General features: G+C 66.4%; 16 protein-coding genes. 12 read left to right on the top strand and 4 right to left on the bottom strand.

The window, feature by feature from the left end:
• Positions 1–49 precede the first annotated feature (49 nt).
• From FHT19_RS21550 to fdhD, 6 genes are all read left to right on the top strand, one after another.
• Positions 50–472 (top strand): NAD(P)H-dependent oxidoreductase subunit E, encoded by a 423-nt coding sequence (locus FHT19_RS21550; protein ID WP_169476744.1) that lies wholly within the window; start codon positions 50–52, stop codon positions 470–472.
• An 11-nt stretch (positions 473–483) separates the two neighbouring features.
• A complete protein-coding gene (locus tag FHT19_RS21545) occupies positions 484–2025 on the top strand; it encodes an NADH-ubiquinone oxidoreductase-F iron-sulfur binding region domain-containing protein (RefSeq protein WP_169476860.1) in 1542 nt (513 codons plus the stop codon).
• A gap of 118 nt (positions 2026–2143) precedes the next feature.
• Entirely contained in the window at positions 2144–2677 is a 534-nt protein-coding gene (locus FHT19_RS21540) for a molybdenum cofactor guanylyltransferase (RefSeq protein ID WP_169476743.1), read from the top strand.
• Positions 2667–5519 carry a formate dehydrogenase subunit alpha gene (gene fdhF, locus FHT19_RS21535; protein WP_169476742.1) on the top strand — a complete coding sequence of 951 codons (2853 nt, stop codon included), beginning with the start codon at positions 2667–2669 and terminating at the stop codon, positions 5517–5519. Before FHT19_RS21540 ends, fdhF begins: the two co-directional genes overlap by 11 nt.
• Positions 5516–5794: a formate dehydrogenase subunit delta gene (locus tag FHT19_RS21530; RefSeq protein ID WP_168556257.1), complete on the top strand. Its 279-nt coding sequence runs from the start codon at positions 5516–5518 to the stop codon at positions 5792–5794. Before fdhF ends, FHT19_RS21530 begins: the two co-directional genes overlap by 4 nt.
• Positions 5775–6578 (top strand): formate dehydrogenase accessory sulfurtransferase FdhD, encoded by an 804-nt coding sequence (gene fdhD / locus FHT19_RS21525; protein ID WP_348981810.1) that lies wholly within the window; start codon positions 5775–5777, stop codon positions 6576–6578. Before FHT19_RS21530 ends, fdhD begins: the two co-directional genes overlap by 20 nt.
• Before the next feature lie 27 nt (positions 6579–6605).
• On the opposite strand, the gene FHT19_RS21520 is transcribed toward fdhD, so the two are convergent.
• Positions 6606–6956, bottom strand: a complete 351-nt coding sequence (locus tag FHT19_RS21520; RefSeq protein ID WP_168556258.1) for a response regulator — start codon at positions 6954–6956, stop codon at positions 6606–6608.
• A gap of 223 nt (positions 6957–7179) precedes the next feature.
• On the opposite strand from FHT19_RS21520, the gene FHT19_RS21515 reads away from it, so the two are divergent.
• From FHT19_RS21515 to FHT19_RS21500, 4 genes are all read left to right on the top strand, one after another.
• Positions 7180–7923, top strand: a complete 744-nt coding sequence (locus FHT19_RS21515) for a TonB family protein (RefSeq protein WP_169476741.1) — start codon at positions 7180–7182, stop codon at positions 7921–7923.
• A 180-nt stretch (positions 7924–8103) separates the two neighbouring features.
• The gene (locus tag FHT19_RS21510; RefSeq protein WP_169476740.1) at positions 8104–10575 is read left to right on the top strand and encodes a glycosyltransferase family 4 protein; all 2472 of its coding nucleotides are present in this window, start codon (positions 8104–8106) and stop codon (positions 10573–10575) included.
• Positions 10562–11854, top strand: a complete 1293-nt coding sequence (locus FHT19_RS21505) for a glycoside hydrolase family 130 protein (protein ID WP_168556261.1) — start codon at positions 10562–10564, stop codon at positions 11852–11854. The genes FHT19_RS21510 and FHT19_RS21505 overlap by 14 nt, the downstream gene beginning before the upstream one ends.
• A 43-nt stretch (positions 11855–11897) precedes the next feature.
• Complete coding sequence (locus FHT19_RS21500; protein WP_168556262.1) at positions 11898–12344, top strand: DUF2721 domain-containing protein; 447 nt, start codon at positions 11898–11900, stop codon at positions 12342–12344.
• 56 nt (positions 12345–12400) lie between these two features.
• Here FHT19_RS21500 and FHT19_RS21495 read toward each other — a convergent pair whose 3' ends face one another.
• The 3 genes from FHT19_RS21495 to FHT19_RS21485 all read right to left on the bottom strand — a co-directional run bounded on the left by FHT19_RS21495 (position 12401) and on the right by FHT19_RS21485 (position 14866).
• Positions 12401–12706: a polyhydroxyalkanoic acid system family protein gene (locus FHT19_RS21495; RefSeq protein WP_168556263.1), complete on the bottom strand. Its 306-nt coding sequence runs from the start codon at positions 12704–12706 to the stop codon at positions 12401–12403.
• Entirely contained in the window at positions 12706–13485 is a 780-nt protein-coding gene (locus tag FHT19_RS21490; RefSeq protein WP_168556264.1) for a hypothetical protein, read from the bottom strand. The genes FHT19_RS21495 and FHT19_RS21490 overlap by 1 nt, the downstream gene beginning before the upstream one ends.
• Positions 13486–13636: 151 nt before the next feature.
• Positions 13637–14866 (bottom strand): toxic anion resistance protein, encoded by a 1230-nt coding sequence (locus FHT19_RS21485; RefSeq protein WP_168556265.1) that lies wholly within the window; start codon positions 14864–14866, stop codon positions 13637–13639.
• A gap of 257 nt (positions 14867–15123) precedes the next feature.
• Between FHT19_RS21485 and FHT19_RS21480 the strand changes: the two genes are divergently transcribed.
• Together FHT19_RS21480 and FHT19_RS21475 are read left to right on the top strand one after the other, a co-directional pair.
• Positions 15124–17346, top strand: coding sequence for a bifunctional diguanylate cyclase/phosphodiesterase (locus tag FHT19_RS21480; protein ID WP_169476739.1), 2223 nt, complete (start codon positions 15124–15126; stop codon positions 17344–17346).
• A 53-nt stretch (positions 17347–17399) separates the two neighbouring features.
• Complete coding sequence (locus FHT19_RS21475; RefSeq protein ID WP_169476738.1) at positions 17400–18128, top strand: SDR family NAD(P)-dependent oxidoreductase; 729 nt, start codon at positions 17400–17402, stop codon at positions 18126–18128.
• Positions 18129–18161 lie beyond the last annotated feature (33 nt).

Genomic DNA, 18161 nt, shown 5'->3' with positions numbered 1-18161 from the left:
CGCGCAATTCGATTTGACGCTGCCGGCCTCCTGCGCGACATTTCGGGCCATGACCGAACCTGCCGAACTGGACCGGATCCTTGCCGCCCACGCCGGGCGCGAAGGCGCCCTGCTGCCGATCCTGCACGATGTGCAGGCCGTCTTTGGCCATGTGAGCGAGGATACAGAGCGGGCGATTGCCCATGCGCTCAACCTCAGCCGCGCCGAAGTGCATGGTGTCGTCAGCTTCTACCACGATTTCCGCACCCGGCCCGAACCGCGCCCGGTGGTCAAGCTGTGCCGCGCCGAAAGCTGCCAGGCACGCGGCGTGGAAGCGCTGGCCGCACGGCTGCCGGCCGATGGTCCGGTGAAGGTGGAAACGGTCTATTGCCTGGGGCTGTGCAGCGTGGGGCCGAACGTCATGGTGGGCGATACGCTCCACGCGCGGTTGACGCCTGAAAAGCTGGGCGCCCTGGTGGGAGGCCTGGTATGACGAATGTGGGCATGACGGTCGTGCGCATTTCTGACGACGCGCTGGCCCTGGCCTGCGGTGCCGATGCCGTGGCCGCCGCTTTCGAAGCGGCGGGGTGCACGGTGGAACGCGTGTCCAGCTGGGGCATGCACTGGCTCGAACCGCTGGCCGAGATCGACGGGCAGGGCTTCGGCCCGCTGGAACCCGCCGACGCGGCGGCCGTGCTGGCCGGCAGCAGTGACAAGGGCATCGGCCCGATTGCCGATCATCCGTTCATCGCCAGCCAGCAGCGCTTCACCTTTGCCCGCGCCGGCAAGACCCGGCCCCTGAGCCTTGAGGATTACGAGGCCCACGGCGGCTGGAGCGGCCTGGCCAAGGCGCGCCAGATCGGGCCCGAAGCGACCATCGCCGAAGTCATGACATCGGGGCTGCGCGGCCGGGGTGGCGCGGGTTTTCCCGCCGCGATCAAGTGGACCACAGTGGCCAAGGCTGCTGCCGCGCCCAAGTATATCGTCTGCAACGCCGACGAGGGCGACAGCGGCACCTTTGCCGACCGCATGGTGATGGAAGGCGATCCCTTCATGCTGATCGAAGGCATGGCGATTGCTGCCCATGCCGTGGGCGCGGCCAAGGGCTATGTCTATATCCGCAGCGAATATCCCCATGCCATCGCCAAGATGCAGGCCGCCGCGCAAGCCGCGCGGCCCTATATCGCCCCATTCGAAGTCGAGGTGCGCGTGGGTGCCGGCGCCTATGTCTGTGGCGAGGAAACCTCGCTGCTCAACAGTCTGGAAGGCAAGCGTGGCGAAGTGCGCGCCAAGCCGCCGCTGCCGGCATTGGAAGGCCTGTTCGGCAAGCCCACCGTGGTCAACAATGTGCTGACGCTCGCCGCCGTACCGTGGATCGTGGCAAACGGCGGCGCCGCCTATGCCGATGTCGGCTTCGGCCGGTCCAAGGGCACCATGCCGATCCAGATCGCGGGCAACGTGAAGTATGGCGGGCTTTACGAAGTAGGCTTCGGCATCACCCTGGGCGAACTGGTCGAGGTTGTCGGCGGCGGCACCGCATCGGGCCGCCGGGTGCGCGCGGTGCAGGTGGGCGGGCCATTGGGCGCCTACCACCCGCCCGCCGATTTCCATCTGCCGTTCGACTATGAAAGCTTTGCCGCCGCCGATGGCCTGATCGGCCACGCTGGCCTTACCGTGTTCGACGACAGCGTGGACATGAGCGCGCAGGCCCGCTTTGCCATGCAGTTCTGCGCCGCCGAATCCTGCGGCAAATGTACACCCTGCCGCCTTGGCTCCACGCGCGGGGTAGAAGTGATCGACCGCATCCGTGCCCGCCAGGGCCGCGCGGCGGACGCGGTGGAGGCGCTGCCGCAGATCCACAACGCGCGAAAGGGTGCGCGCACGCTGTCTGACGAGATCGCCCTGCTCGAAGACTTGTGCGAGACAATGAAGTTCGGCTCGCTCTGCGCGCTGGGCGGCTTCACGCCTTATCCCGTCCTCTCTGCCCTGCGCCGCTTTCCCGAGGATTTCGGTGCCGTGCCCGATGCGGCGGAGGCGGCGGAGTGAGTGCGTTCTTGAGCCAATGGGCTTCGACAAGCTCAGCCCGAACGGGTTTCAAGGGTTTGCACTCCCCACGTCCGTTCGCCTTGAGCCTGTCGAAGGGCTCTAGCACAAGGGTGCAGCCATGATCCTGGGCGCCGTCCTCGCCGGTGGCCAATCCACCCGCTTCGGCAGCGACAAGGCCCTGGCCGAACTGGCGGGACAAACCCTGCTGGCCCGCGCGGTCGCAACGCTTGCATCCCAATGCCAGGCCGTGGTCGTGGTCGGCCGCAGCGAAGCCCCCGTGCCGTGCCTGTCCGATCGGCCCCGCGCCGGCATGGGACCGCTGGGCGGGATAGCCGCCGCGCTCCAATACGCTGCGCAAAACGGGTTCGACGCCGTGCTGACCACGGCCGTCGACAGCTTCGGCTATGATGATGATCTCGCCACCCAGCTTTCCCCCGCGCCGGCCTATTGCGCCAGCCAACCCGTGATCGGCTTGTGGCCGGCCAGCGCCGCGCCCGTGCTCGATGCCTTGCTCGCCGGCAACGGCAAGCACAGCTTGCGCGCCTTTGCCGAAACGCTCGGCGCGCGCGCCGTTGCGCTCGATAGCATTCCTCACAATATCAACACCCCGGCGGATCTTGCCGCCGCGCAGGAGCATGCCCATGGGCTATGAACGCCAGGCCGATTTCGGCACCCCCGAGGTTCGTTCCGATACCCAGGTGACGCTGGAAATCGATGGCCGTGCCGTCACCGTGCCGGCCGGCACCACCGTGATGCGCGCGGCGGCGGTTTCGGGTGGCTCCATCCCCAAGCTCTGCGCCACCGACAATCTGAAGCAGTTCGGTTCGTGCCGCCTGTGCCTGGTGGAAATTGACGGCATGCGCGGCACGCCCGCCTCGTGCACCACGCCGGTAACGGAGGGCATGAAGGTCCACACCCAGACCGAAAAGCTCGCCAAGCTGCGGCGCGGCGTGATGGAGCTCTACATCTCCGACCACCCGCTCGATTGCCTTACCTGCAGCGCTAACAACGATTGCGAGCTTCAGGACCAGGCGGCCGCTGTCGGCCTGCGCGATGTGCGCTTCGGCTATGAAGGCGCCAACCATCTGGAAGCGCAAACCGACGCCAGCAATCCCTATTTCGATTTCGACGCCACCAAGTGCATCGTCTGCTCGCGCTGCGTGCGCGCCTGCGATGAAGTGCAGGGCACCCTGGCGCTCACGGTCGAAGGGCGCGGCTTCGGCTCGCAGATTTCGGCGGGCGTGAAATCCGACGATTTCCTCTCTTCCGAATGCGTGTCGTGCGGCGCCTGCGTCCAGGCCTGCCCCACCTCTGCCTTGATGGAAAAGGCCGTCACCGAGATCGGCAAGCCCGAGCGCGCCGTGGTGACCACTTGCGCCTATTGCGGCGTGGGCTGCACGTTCCGCGCGGAAATGCGCGGGGAGCAGGTCGTGCGCATGGTGCCGTGGAAGGACGGCAAGGCCAATCGCGGCCATTCCTGCGTCAAGGGCCGCTTTGCCTGGGGCTATGCCCAGCATCAGGACCGCGTTTTGAAGCCGATGGTGCGCGAATCCATCGACCAGCCCTGGCGCGAAACGAGCTGGGAGGAAGCACTCGGCTTTGCCGCCAGCCGCTTCAAGGCGATCGCCGCGCAGCACGGCAACAACGCCTTGGGCGGCATCGTCTCCAGCCGCTGCACCAACGAGGAAGGCTTCCTCGTGCAGAAGCTGGTGCGCGCCGGGTTCGGCACCAACAATGTCGATACCTGCGCCCGCGTCTGCCACTCGCCCACCGGCTATGGCCTCAAGACCACGTTCGGCACCTCTGCCGGCACGCAGGATTTCGATTCGGTGGAAGACAGCGACGTGATCCTGGTGATCGGCGCCAATCCGACCGATGGTCACCCCGTGTTCGGCAGCCGGATGAAGCGCCGCCTGCGCCAGGGCGCCAAGCTGATCGTGATCGATCCGCGCCGCACCGATCTGGTGCGCAGCCCGCATATCCAGGCCGATTACCACCTGCCGCTGCGCCCGGGCACCAATGTGGCGGTGCTGTCCGCGCTGGCCCACGTGATCGTCACCGAGGGCCTGATAGACGAAGCCTTCGTGCGCGAACGCTGCGATTGGGATGAATTCCAGCACTGGGCCGAATTCGTGGGGCAAGAACGCAACAGCCCCGAATTCCTCGAACCCGTCACCGGCGTGCCGGCCGATCTCATCCGCGGTGCCGCTCGGCTATTCGCCACGGGCGGCAATGGCGCGATCTATTATGGCCTGGGCGTGACCGAACACAGCCAGGGTTCGTCCACCGTGATGGCGATTGCCAATCTCGCCATGGCGACGGGCAACGTCGGCCGGCGCGGGGTGGGGGTGAACCCCCTGCGCGGGCAGAACAACGTGCAGGGCGCCTGCGACATGGGCAGCTTCCCGCATGAGCTTTCGGGCTATCGCCATGTGTCGGACGCCGCCACCCGCGCCCTGTTCGAGGCGGAATGGGGCGTCAGGATCGATCCCGAACCGGGCCTGCGCATTCCCAACATGCTCGATGCGGCCACCGATGGCCTGTTCAAGGGCCTCTATATCCAGGGCGAAGACATCCTCCAGTCAGACCCGGATACCAAGCATGTCGCGGCGGGCCTCGCGGCGATGGACTGCGTCATCGTGCATGACCTGTTCCTCAACGAAACCGCCAACTATGCCCACGTCTTCCTGCCCGGCTCCTCTTTCCTGGAAAAGGACGGCACATTCACCAATGCCGAACGCCGCATCCAGCCGGTGCGCAAGGTGATGGAGCCCTTGAACGGCTATCAGGATTGGGAAGTGACCCAGGAACTGGCCCGGGCGCTGGGCCTGGATTGGAACTACACACACCCCAGCCAGATCATGGACGAAATCGCCCGCCTCACCCCCAGCTTTGCCGGGGTCAACTATGCCCGGCTCGATGCCGAGGGATCGTTGCAATGGCCGGTCAATGACGCCGCGCCCGATGGCTCGCCGATCATGCACATCGAAGGCTTCGTGCGCGGCAAGGGCAAGTTCGTGGTGACGGACTATGTCCCCACTGACGAGCGCACCGGCCCGCGCTTCCCGCTGCTGCTCACCACCGGGCGCATCCTGTCGCAATACAATGTGGGTGCGCAGACCCGGCGCACCGAAAACAGCGTGTGGCACCCCGAAGACCTGCTGGAAATCCATCCCACCGACGCGGAAAATCGCGGGATCAAGAGCGGGGACTGGGTGCGCCTGGCCAGCCGCTCGGGCGAAACCACGCTGCGCGCCACGGTGACGGATCGCGTGGCGCCGGGCGTGGTCTATACCACGTTCCACCACCCGGCGACGCAGGCGAATGTGGTAACCACCGACTATTCCGACTGGGCCACCAATTGCCCGGAATACAAGGTGACGGCGGTGCAGATCACCCCGTCGAACGGGCCGAGCGAATGGCAGCAGGACTATGCCGAGCAGACCCGCCAGGCGCGCCGCATTGCCGGCAGCGCGATGGAGCCGGCCGAATGAGCGGGCAGACCGAAGCCAAGCTGGTCTACATGGCCAACCAGATCGCGCGGAATCTGAAGCACGAGCCGCACCCGGTCGCCGCCGTGGCCGATCATATCCGCGCGTTCTGGAGCCCGGCGATGTTGCGGCAGGTCTTTGCCCATCTTGCCATGCAGGGCGAAGATGGGATCGATCCCGTGGCGCGCGCGGCCCTGGCGGAACTGGCCGCCGGCCATGCCCCGCCGCCGCAGACCAAGGCGACCGATCCCGCGCACCATGGCGCCGATGCCGGATAGCCTGCCGCCAGGTGCCACCGCGCATCGCTTTGCCGAACACTTCGCCGATGGCCGCGCGGCGACCGCGCACGAACGCGCCCTGGCGCAAGAAGCGCCGGTGGCCATCGAGATCAATGGCCTGGGCTATGCCGTGATGATGGCCACGCCCACCGATCTGGAAGACTATGCGCTGGGCTTTTGCCTTGCCGAACAATTGATTGCCGATGCCAGCGGGTTCGTTGCGGCACAGGCTGCCGAAATCGAGGGGCGCGGCTGGATGTTGCGCATCACGCTCGCCACGGGCGATGCCGCGCCATTGCTGGAACGTGCGCGGTTGCGCCTTTCCGAGGGATCGTGCGGGTTGTGCGGGATCGAAAGCCTGGAGCAGGTCTTGCGCCCGCTCCCGCAGGTACTGGTGCAGCTGGCAGTGGACGATGCCGCAATCTTTCGCGCCACCGCCGCGCTGGGGGATCGCCAAGTGCTGGGCCGGGCGACGCGGGCGGCCCACGCCGCCGCCTTTTGCACGCGCGATGGTGCGATCGTGCTGTTGCGCGAAGACGTGGGCCGGCACAACGCGTTCGACAAGCTGGTGGGGGCCTTGGCCCGCGTCGGGCGGGACCCGGCAGATGGCTTCGTGGTGCTGACCGCGCGGTGCAGCTTCGAACTGGTGCAAAAGGCGGTGATCGCGGGCGTGCCCCTGCTTGTCACCGTTTCGGCTGCCTCTACCCTGGCGGTAGAGCGCGCGCAGGCGCACGGGCTGCGACTGGTCAGCCTGGCGCGGGAAGACAGTTTTCTGGAAAGTTGAGAGGCGGGGAACAGCCCCGGCGCCCGCTTAGTTCGCCTCGATCAGCGACGAGAGGGCCTCGCGCAGCGCGCTCAGGCTGACGGGCTTGGGCAGCATCGGCGCTTCGGGCGCGCCGGAATCGGGATCGAACGAAGCGTGGCCCGAAAGATAGAAGAACGGCGTGCCTTCTTCGCGCAGGCGCAACGCAACGGGCACTGACGTGGTGTCGCTGCCCAGCGAGAAGTCGAGCAGCGCGGCGTCCACCGGGCCTTCGTCCAGTGCCGAAAGCGCCTGGTCCACCGTGGCCACCGCTGTCACTTTGTCATGGCCGAGGTCTGCCAGGTTTTCCTCCAGCAGCATTGCGAGCAAGGGCTCGTCCTCGACAACCAGAATTCTCATGCGCTCAATCCTTGGTGGCGCCTGTCGCAGGCCGAACGCACGGTCTGGCAGCACCCCATCTTTGCCAAAGCCTACCGCATATGGGGGATTGGCGAAACTGCCGATGATACGAAATGGGTGGCATCGCGGGGGTCTATCCCCTGGTTGCAACGCCCTGTCCCGTTTTTTGCCCGTGTCGTGCCGCCGGGAACCCGATTGGCCTGCGAACGATTATGCCTCCGCCATGGCTTCCTACGTGATTCGCCAAAGCGCCAGGGACGCGCGCTGGAAACGCCATCTGGCCATTGGCGGCGCGGTTGCCTTGTTGCACGTGGGCCTGATTCTGGCCTTGGTAAAGGGCCTTGCGGGGGGCATGCCCGCGCTGCATTTGCCCGTTTCGGCCTTGGTGGTCTTTACCCCGCCCGCGCCCGTGCCCAGCCCAACACGCCAGCCTACGCCGCCACCCGCGCCCAGCCACGCGGAAGCGGGGGCAACCGGCGCGATCGGGCGCAAGGCCCGGCCCAAGGCGATCATTGCGCCGCCCCCGCGCATCGTCATCCCCGCGCTGGCCGCGGCCCCGGTGGCTGCCAACGGCGATGCCACGCGATCGGGCGCAGGCGCAGCCGGCACCGGCACGGGCGGTGGCACGGCGGGAAGCGGCACCGGCAGTGGTTCGGGCGGCACGGGCGACGGCGCTGGCCTGGCCCAAGGCGTGGCCAAGATCGCCGGCGACATTACCGCAACGCGCGATTATCCCGCCGCCGGGCGCGCCGATCGTGCCGGCCGCCAAGTGGTGATCGTGCTGCGTGTCGATACCCAGGGCACGCCCTCCGCCTGCCGCGTGCAACAGCCCAGCGGCAACGATGAAGCCGATGCCATCACCTGCCGCCTGGCGATGCAACGCTTCCGCTTCCGTCCGGCGCGCGATGCGCAGGGGCAGCCGGTGGCCGCCGACTATGGTTGGCGCCAGCGCTGGTGGGCGCCCTAGCGACGGGGCGCGGCATTTGCCAACATGCGATAATTTTTGCATCGCCACACCCTTGAACTGCCCTTTTTCAGCGACAAAATCAGTGGCTCGCGATCGGATGGCGTTGCAGCGCAATGCAACTTTATCCGGTCTGCATCGTTTGGTTCATCGAACAGACAGATTTCGGGGCGAGCCAGCCAGATGACAAGCGACCTTTCCAATTCCCTGCGGCGCGCCACCCCTGTGGCAGGGGCCGTGCTTGATTTCTTCGCCGCCGATGGCGCTCGCCAGCCGGCCCGCCGACTGGCGCTGATCGGCGGTTTTGCGCCGCGCAAATGCGGCATTGCCACTTTTACCACCGACTTGTTCGAGCAACTGGGCCTGCACCATCCCGAGCTGTCGGTCGATCTCCATGTGATCGATAGCCCGACCGAGCCGCATGCCTATCCCCAGGCGCGCAGCGTGATCCGCTCTGACCGTGCCGAGGACTATCGTACCGCAGCGCGGCGCATCAACGAGGATGCGGTCGATGCCGTGTGGCTTCAGCATGAATACGGCATTTTCGGCGGCGCCTCGGGCGCGCTGGTTCTCGAACTCGTCGACCGTGTGGCAGCGCCGCTGATCGTCACGCTGCACACCGTCCTGGCCGACCCTTCGGCCCAGCAGCGTGCGGTGCTCGAACATATCCTGGCCCGCGCCAGCGGCGTGATGGTGATGAGCGAGCACGGCCGCGATGTTCTGTCACGTGTCTATGGCGTCGATCCCGCCCGGGTCACGGTGATTGCCCATGGCGCACCCGATCGGCCGTTCGGGCGCAGCGCCGAATTCAAGGCGCGCGCTGGCCTGGCCGACAAGAACGTGATCATGACCTTTGGCCTGCTTGGCCAGGGCAAGGGCCTGGAAACCGCGATCGAGGCACTGCCGGCGATCGTCGCCCAGCATCCCAACACGGTCTATCGCATCGTGGGCGCCACGCACCCCAACCTGGTTGCCGCCGAAGGCGAAGCCTATCGCGAAAGCCTGATGGACCTTGCCCGTGATCTGGGCGTGGCCGATCATGTGCTGTGGGACAACCGCTTCCTCGAAACCGGCGAACTGCTCGACCAGCTTGAAGCCTGCGACATCTACCTCACGCCCTATCCCAATCTTCAGCAGTCCACCTCGGGCACGCTGAGCTATGCGGTGGCGCTGGGCAAGGCCGTGGTGTCTACCCCCTATCTCCATGCCAGCGAGTTGCTGGCCGATGGCGTGGGCGCCCTGGTGCCGCCGCGTTCGGCCACCGCGCTCGCCCGCGCGGTCAACGCCTTGCTTGGCGATTCGCAGGCGCTCGATGCGATGCAACGCCGTGCCTATGCGCGCGGGCGCGAAACCATCTGGCCGCGATTTGCCGAGGGCTGCGCGCAACTGGTCAAGACCGTGGCGGCGATCGCACCGCTGCAGGTTCCGCTCACCGCTACGCCGGGCGCCAGCGGCGTCTGGGCGATGTGCGACAGCACCGGCATGCTCCAGCACGCGATCGGCACCGTGCCCGACCGCCGCCATGGCTATTGCCTGGATGACAACGTGCGTGCGTTGATGCTCATGGGCGTGGCCGATGGCATTCCCCTGGCAGAGCGGCAGCGCTGGGCCACGGTATTCGCCTCGTTCATCCAGCATGCGTGGAATCCCGAGGCCGGGCGCTTCCGCAATTTCATGGCCTTCGATCGCTCATGGTGCGAGGACGTGGGCTCGGACGACAGCAACGGCCGCACGCTGTGGGCCTTGGGCCACGCCGTGGCCCATGCCCCCGATGCCGGTCTCCGGCAGTGGGCGCGCCAGTGGTACGATATTGCTGTCGGGCCGCTGGGCCAGGTGGACTATCCGCGCAGCATGGCTTTTGCCATCCTGGGCGCGGTCCACGTGCTCGCCGTGGAGCCCGATCACGGCCCCAGCCGCGCCTTGGTGGAGCGTGGCGGTGCCCTGCTTCACGCGCTGCTGGCCAAGGGCAGGCGCCCGGACTGGGCGTGGTTCGAGGCCATGCTGGGCTATGACAATCCGCGCTTGCCTGAGGCCCTCATTCGGGCGGGCCATCTGACAAAGCGGGCAGATTGGCTGGAAAGCGGCATCGAGGCCTTGCGGTTCATCGTGGCGCAACAGACCACCGCCAAAGGACAGTTCCGTGCCATCGGATCGGAAACCTTTACCCCTCCCCATGCCGTCACATACGAAGCCAAGCCGTTCGACCAGCAGCCGCTGGAAGCCTGGGCCGCAGTGGAAGCCTGCGCCGCGGCATGGCACGCGCTTGACGCCGATGGTGAGGCAGATACCGATGGTTCGGCCCGCGCTTTGTGGCGTGGGCATGCCCAGGCGGCCTATCGCTGGTTCCTGGGTGCCAACGACCGGAGCCTGGCTCTGGGCGATCTGGTCAGCGGGCGTTGTCGCGACGGGATCACCCCGCGCGGCGTCAATGCCAATTGCGGGGCCGAATCGATCCTGGCATTCCAGCTGGCGCATTATGCGCTGGCCGGGCTGGAACGCGCAGCGGCGCCGCGCGTTGGCAGCGAAACCCAGGCCCTTGGTCAAACCAGCAAGGTAAGGAGTGTCCTTGGCGACCGAGCATACAAAGCCCAGCCTCTCGCCGGCCAGATCGGGGGCCAACCCGCCCTCGGCCAGCAACGGCTTGCGAATTCTTGAGCAGCGGCTCCATGCCGATCCTTCGCGCGTTGTCCTGCGGCCCTTTCATCTGGGCTGGCAGGGCGGCGCTGGCGGGGGATCGCGCGCCGCGCGCCTGGTAAAGGACGTTCTCTCGCTCGACGAAGCCGATGCGGCCGACGAATATGCCCGGGTGCTCCACGATTTCGAGGAGCGCCACTGGCAGACCGAGCAGTTGTTCGAAGAGCGCTATGCCGAAGTGCGCCAGGCGCTGGATCTGGACGACGGCGCCATTCCGCCCATCCGGCGGCGCCTGATCGGTGCGTACTTCTGCCACGAATACACCTACGCGGCCGCCGCGTTGATGAACCCGTCGATCGTGCCCCATCCCGACCAGTCGGGCATGGTGGATGGTGCGCAGCGTTTCGTGATGAGCCTGCGCGCCGTGGGCGAAGGGCACATCAGCTCGATCGTGTTCCGCGAAGGCGTGGTATACGAAGACGGTACGTTCCAGCTTTGGCCGCAGAGTGCCTTTGCCACCGCCATGCTGCCCGATGCCAGCGCGCCGCTTGCCGCTGGCAGCAACGAAAGCGACCAGGGCGTCTGGCTGCATCGCCACGCCGAAAGCAGCCTGTCGAACAGCGTGATCTTCCCGATTACCGAGCAACAGCGCGGCGGGCTGGAAGACTTGCGCCTCGTGCGCTTTGACCATGGCGATGGCGAATACGAGTGGATCGGCACGTACACGGCCTATTCGGGCAGCGCGATCCGTTCGGAATTGCTGCGCACCCGCGATTTCCGTCGCTTCCGGCTGGAGCCCATCCAGGGCCGCGCCGGGCGCAACAAGGGCATGGCGTTGTTTCCGCAGACGATCGACGGGCGCTATGCCATGGTCGGCCGCCAGGATGGCAAGAACCTGTTCCTCCTGCGCTCTGACCGGCTGGATTGCTGGGACGATGACGGCGTCCTGTTGATGGAGCCCAAGTTCCCTTGGGAATTCGTGCAGATCGGCAATTGCGGCAGCCCGATCCTCACCGACCAGGGCTGGCTGCTGCTTACCCACGGGGTGGGGGCAATGCGCAAGTATGCGTTGGGTTGTGCCCTGCTCGATCGCGATGATCCATCCAAGGTCATCGCGCGCAGCAAGGTGCCGCTGCTCACCGCGATCGATGCCGATCGCTATGGCTATGTGCCCAACGTCGTCTACACGTGCGGTGCGCTGATGGTGGAAGACAACCTGCTGGTGCCTTATGGCATTTCCGATAGCGCGGTAGGCTTTGCCACGATTGGTGTGGACGATATCCTCAAACTGATGGAATGAGCGCGCTTGCGCATCGGGCGGTCATCGCGGCAATAAGGGCCGCATGATCGCCCAGACCATCCAGTTGTCGCTTGCCCCGGTCTTCGTGCTGGTGGCGATCGGCAACATCATGAATATCCTCACCACCCGCCTGGGCCGGATTGTCGATCGCTCGCGCCATCTGCAGAAATTGCACGCGGAAACCACCGGCCTTGCCCACGATGCCGTGGTGGTGGAAATGCGCTATGTCGATCGCCGCATCCAGCTAATCGGCCGCGCGCTCCTGCTGCTCGTGCTTTCGGGGCTGGGTATCGGGGTGACGGTGGGATCGCTGTTCTTTTCCCAGATGACCGGCATCGCCCATCTGGGTGACGTGACGGCCACGGCCTTTTTCATCGCCATCGCGCTCTTGATGATCGCCCTGATCTATCTGCTGCTGGAAACCCGCCTGGTTGCCAGCACGCTGCGCCTGCCGCCCGAATTGCTGGAGCTGGAACGCAAGGATTTGTGATTCTCTGTGCCGAAACTTCGTTTCGGCGTTGCGACACCGGCCCGCTCCCCCAACACTCAGGCCAGCAGCTTTTCGCCCTTTTCGCGGATCATGCCTTCGATCATGCCGCGCGCAAAGCCCAGCCCGGCCGGGATATCCACGTCGAACAGCACCTGGCTTTCTTCCAGGGTCACATGGCTGGGGATGGTAAAGCCCATCGCCGAAACCGTCATGGTCAGGTGATCCTCGTCGGTCCAGGCGGTTTCCACCTGGGCCATGCCACCGATCAGTTCGCTCGCCTTGCCCGAGGCATCGCCCAGGCGCGTGTGCAGGCGCGTGCGGACTTCGTCCTTGCCAAGGGTATGGGGCAGGGCAATGCGCATTATTTCGTCTCCACCGGCCGAGCCGGATCCAGGGGGGGCAATTGGGCCGGCGCCGCGTCCGCGCCTTCCAGCGCATTGCCATAACGATAGTCAAGATAGCGGCCGCGAATGGCCAGGGCATCGATGTCACCGGCGGCCAGTTGGCGGGTGATCTCGTCGATCTCGCCGCTTATCTTGGCCAGGCCATCGGCCAGTTGCTGGTCGGCATTGCGCCCGCCGCGCTCTTCCTGGCGCAAGTGGGGAGGAATGCGCCGCCAGGATTCCACCATGCCGGGCAGATGCTCGCCCACCAGGCTGCGCACTTGCGCCACGGCTGGCTCGGCCTGGTCGATCCCTTCAAGCTGCAGGCCCAGCCCATCGAGTTGGCCGCCGATCTGGTCCACCAGCCGCACCGCCGGGGCGGGCAGGGCCGGTGCCTGCGCTTCCAGCCACAATTGCGTGCGGCCCACCATGGTGCGCACGTCGCCGCGGTTGATGCTGGCGAGGTCGGGCACCTTGAGCCGCGGATAAGTCGCAAAGAAACCCAGCACGCCGATTACCGCCAGGATGGTGAGCAAGAGGCCGAGCAAGCCGATGCCGTCGATCACCAGGCCCACGGCCATCGCAGCCACCAGCACCGCGCCGACGGCCATGGCCATGCGCGCGGCTTTTTTCGCCACGTGCTGCCGCTTGAGCTCGGCCGAGCGCACGCCGATCGAGCGCCGTCGGCCCCCGGCGCGCTGGTGCGCCAGGCTGGCACGCGCTTCGCGCAGGATAAGGTCTGATTGGGATGCGGTCATGGTTGGGCCTGTGAAAAGTTTGCGCTCGGTATCCACCACCCTGATCTCCTTACCCGAAGCAGTAGGCGGCTGTTCAGGGCAGTCTGCTCCCCCTGTTCTTCACAAGAGGGAGTCGGGGCGTGGTGGGAGCCACCGGCAACGCCAGAAATCATCACCCCTCCAAGCTCAGCAGCGAAGGCGCGCTGGCCTGCGCCTGGTTCCGCGCCGCGCCTTCGGTGCGCGCGATGTATCCCTTGGATTTTTCCACTTCGCCCGAAAGCGTATCGACCGTCTGCTTCATTGCGTCGAGCGCCTTGAGCTTGAACGTGTCGATCGTGTCCATCGTGTCGTATATGTTCTGGAACGCGCGCTGCAGGGTTTCCAAGGGAATCGTGCTTGAAGCCGCCATCTCGTGGATCCGCCCGGTCTGCTCGCGCAGCAGCTTGCCGGTGGAATCGATGATGTTGGCGGTGGTGGTGTTGAGCGCGGTGATCTGTTCGAGCACCAGGCGCTGGTTGGTCATCGCCTGGGCCACGGTCACTGCGGTGCGCAGCGCGGCCACGGTGGTGGTGCTGGCACGGTCCACGCCCTTGACCAGTTCCACGTTGTTCTTCTTGACCAGGTCCAGCGCGAGGTAGCCCTGGACGGTCACGGCCATCTGCGTGAGCAGGTCCTGCGCGCGCTGGCGGGTATAGAACAGCGCGCTTTCGCGGATCGCCTTGGCCTTGGCCGGGTCGGTGTGATCCAGGTCGGCAGCGGCATCTTCCAGCTTGGTGTCGAGCAGGCGGGCAATCGCGATCATCTGCTCAAGCTGGCCCATCGCTTCCCACAGCTTCTGCCGCTCCACGTCGATCGCGGCATTGTCCATCAGCAGTTCGTCCTTGCCGGCGGCCAGCCGTTCCAGGATCGCCTTGATGTGCCCCTGGGCCGAAACATAGCCGTCGAAGTACTTCTTCATGCTGCTGCCAAAGGGGATGATGCCCAGGAACTTGCGCGGCGAAGACAGCGCGCCCTTGCGCGCGGGATCGAGGTCTTCGATCGTCCGGCGCAGCTGGGCCAGATCGGCGCCCACGCCCGAATCCTTGTCCATCGCCCGGATCGGCCGGTCCAGGAAACGGTTGGACATCCCCGCCGCCTGGGCGATTTCCTTGCGTCCCATGGCGGTCAACTGGTCCACCCGCTTGCCGAATTCGGGGCTGGCGGCATCCTGCGCCAGCAATTCGTCCACGAACGATTGCGCCTTGGCTTCCAGCTTGCTCCGCGTTTCCTCGGCCACCGGCACCAGCCCGGCGGCCTGGTGCGGCGCGACCACGGGCACGGGATCGGGCGGGGTCAGGGTGATGGTGGCAGCCTGGCCGATGTCAGCCTGATTTGCGGTTGCGGCGGAGGGGGTCGAGGCCATCAAGCGATCCTGTCTTGCATGGGCGGGCATGGGCTTGCCGCCCCGCGGGAAGATGGCCCCGGCATGCGCCCGGCGCAAGGCCGATCGGATGAACGGCCCATGCATTTCGCCCGGCGGCAACTGTGGCAAGGTTAACAGGGGCATAGCCCCGGCATCCGCGCGCCTGCGGAAATGGCCGGCAAGGCAACGTGAAACCCCGATGGATAAAGCCGCCTTGGAGTGGGGCCTTGCGCGCAAGGCACGGGGAAAGCGATGTCATGCCTGGAGCAGTTTCTGCCGGATTGATTGGGGCCGAAGCCCGTACCCGTCGGCCCGGCTCGCTGGCTGGCGGGGTGCTGGCTGGCGTGGCGATGATCCTGGTGGCGATGCTGCTGTCCAGCGTGGTCTTTTCCATCGTCCGGGCCGACAACAGTATCCGCGACGCCGCCACGCGCCGGGCGCAAAGCGCAATCGATCTGCTTTCCACGCTCCATGTGCAATCCATGCTCAACCGCGCGACGTTGTCGGACGACGATGGTGCAACCCGCGCATTCGATGCGACCATGAGCGCCTTTTCGCGCGATGAAGGCAATGTCCAGGTGTGGATGGCGATGAGCGCCGAGACGATGTACTGGCAGGCGCGCCGCGGCGCGGCCACGATCGAACCGCCGCGTGATGCGCTCGACAAGGCAGGCCTTGCGCGCAGGCGCGAACTGATCGACACGCGCGGCGACACGGTGCGCATCGTGCGCCCGGTGATCTTGGGCCAGGGCGTCGCGGCCGACGCGCGCTGTGTTGCCTGCCATGGCGCCGGACCAGGCGCGTTGCGCCCAGGGCAGGTCATCGGTGTCTACAGCGCGCAGGCGAACATGGCGGCAGAGCGTGCGCACTGGCGGCGCATGTTCCTTGATGAAGTGACGTGGCTGGTATGCGTGGCGCTGGCCGCGTTGCTGGCGCTCTCGCTCTGGCTGCGGCGGGCCTTGCTGCGCCCGCTGCGGCGGGTGGAGCGGATTGCCCTGCGCATGGCCCATGGCAACATCGACCGACCGGTGGAGAGTCTGGCCACGAGCCACGAATTCGGACGGATCGGCACCGCGCTCGAGCAGTTCCGCCAGGCCTTGGTGCAAAAGCGCGCGCTGTCCGAATACAATGCCTTCCTCGCCACGCACGATAGCCTGACGGGCCTGCCCAATCGTGGTGCCTTTGCCGAGCGACTCAAGCATTTGCTGGTCGAGGCCGGCACTGCCCGCGCTGGGCCGGCGATGGCGCCGGTCGGGCTGTCTGGTACGGCAGACGAACCGCCGGCGGCACTGTGCGTGATGATCGACCTGGTGCGCTTCAAGGCGATCAACGATCGCCATGGGCGCGAGGCGGGCGATGCCCTGCTGTGCACCGTCGCGCGCGCGCTGCGCCAGGCACTGCAGCCTGGTGAGCATGTCGCGCGGCTGCATGGCGATGAATTTGCCGCCTGCCGCCTGGTGTCGCAGAGCGAAGACATCGAAGATTTCCTCTCGCGCCTCGCCTGCGCGCTGGCCACACCGCTGCACGACGGTGATCTGGTCTTGGGCACGGGTGGCAGCATCGGCTATGCGCTCTCGCCCGAAGATGGCTCGTGCGTCGACGAATTGATGGGCAATGCCGATCTTGCCATGCGCCGGGCCAAGGCCGATCCGCACGTTGCCTATACCCGCTATGACCCGCAGAGCGACGAGCCCTCGCGCACCCGGGTCGCGCTGCTTGACGATCTCGCCCTTGCCGTGGCGCGGGGCCAGATCGTGGTGCATTACCAGGCCCAGCACGACACGATGACCGGTACGGTGGTGGGCTATGAAGCGCTGGCGCGGTGGATCCACCCCACCCGCGGCCTGATCAGCCCGGCGGTGTTCATTCCCCTGGCCGAGGAAACCGGCCTGATCGGCCCGATCGGGGCGTTCGTCCTGCGCGAGGCCTGCCAGCTCGCCGCGCGTGAGCCGCAGCCGGTGCGCGTGGCGGTCAATGTCTCGGCAGTGCAGCTGTGCGATCCGCAGTTCGATCGGCTGGTGCACCAGATTCTGGTCGATACCGGCCTTTCGCCCGCGCGGCTGGAACTCGAACTCACCGAAACCGCGCTGATCACCCATCGCGATCGCGCGCTGCATGCGATGCGCCGCTTGAAAGCGCTGGGCGTGCAGATTGCCGTGGATGATTTCGGCGTGGGCTATTCCTCGCTCGAGGCGATCAACTTGTTCCCGATCGACAAGATCAAGATCGATCGCTCGTTCGTGACGACCTACGATGTGGAGCCCAAGGGCCGCATGCTGTTGAAAGCGATCATCACCATCGGCGAATCGCTGCAAGTGCCGATCCTGGCCGAAGGGGTGGAAACCCAAGCGCAACTGGCATTCCTGCGCTCGGTCGGCTGCACCCAGGTGCAGGGCTTCCTGCTCGATCACCCACGCTTGCGTGAAGACCTCCCGCTCGACGAATGCGGGGACACGGCGGGCGTTGCCGACGTGGCCTGATCCGTCCTTTCGGGCTGGTCGACAGTGCCGGCCTGCGCTCCCACATTCCTGGCATGACGGACGGTGGCAGGCAGGTTGCGGTATTCGGCGCATCGGGCGGGATCGGTGCGGCCCTGGTCGCCGCGCTGGCGGCGCGAGACGATATTGCAGTGGTTCACGCGGGCGCGCGCCGCCCCATTGCTGCCACGGCCAAGGTTAGACCCTTCACGTTCGATTACGGCGATGAACCCGGCGTGGCGCGGGCTTGTGAAGCCCTGGCCCGATCCGGCCCGCTCGACATGGTGCTCGTCGCCACCGGGCAATTGACTCTGCCCGATGGCAGTGGCCCCGAAAAAAGCGTGCGCGGCTTGCGCGGCGCGGCGCTGGCCCAGCAGTTTGCCGTGAACACGATCGGCCCGGCCCTGGTCATGGCCCAGATCCCCACGCTGCTGCCGCGCGAACGCCGCGGCGTGTTCGCCGTGCTGTCGGCACGCGTCGGTTCGATTTCCGACAACCGCCTGGGCGGCTGGCACGGCTATCGCGCGGCCAAGGCGGCGCTCAATATGCTCCTGCGCGGCCTGGCGATCGAACTGGCGCGCAGCCATCCGCAGGCGGTTGCTGCGGCGCTCCATCCCGGTACGGTGGATACGGCCCTGTCCGCGCCGTTCCAGCGCGGGGTGAGCCCCGACAAGCTGTTCACGCCGGACTATTCCGCCAACGCCATGCTGGCCGTGCTGAACAAGCTGAAACCCGCCGACAGCGGCAAGCTATGGGCTTGGGACGGGGCCGAAATTCCGTTCTGAAATGGGGTGAAAAAACTTGGCGCGCTCGCCGCG

It is taken from the genome of Novosphingobium sp. SG919, assembly GCF_012932495.1.
GTDB lineage: Bacteria > Pseudomonadota > Alphaproteobacteria > Sphingomonadales > Sphingomonadaceae > Novosphingobium > Novosphingobium rhizosphaerae.
The sequence above is the reverse complement of the archived record's forward strand: the minus strand, read 5'-3'. Positions and strand labels throughout refer to the sequence as shown.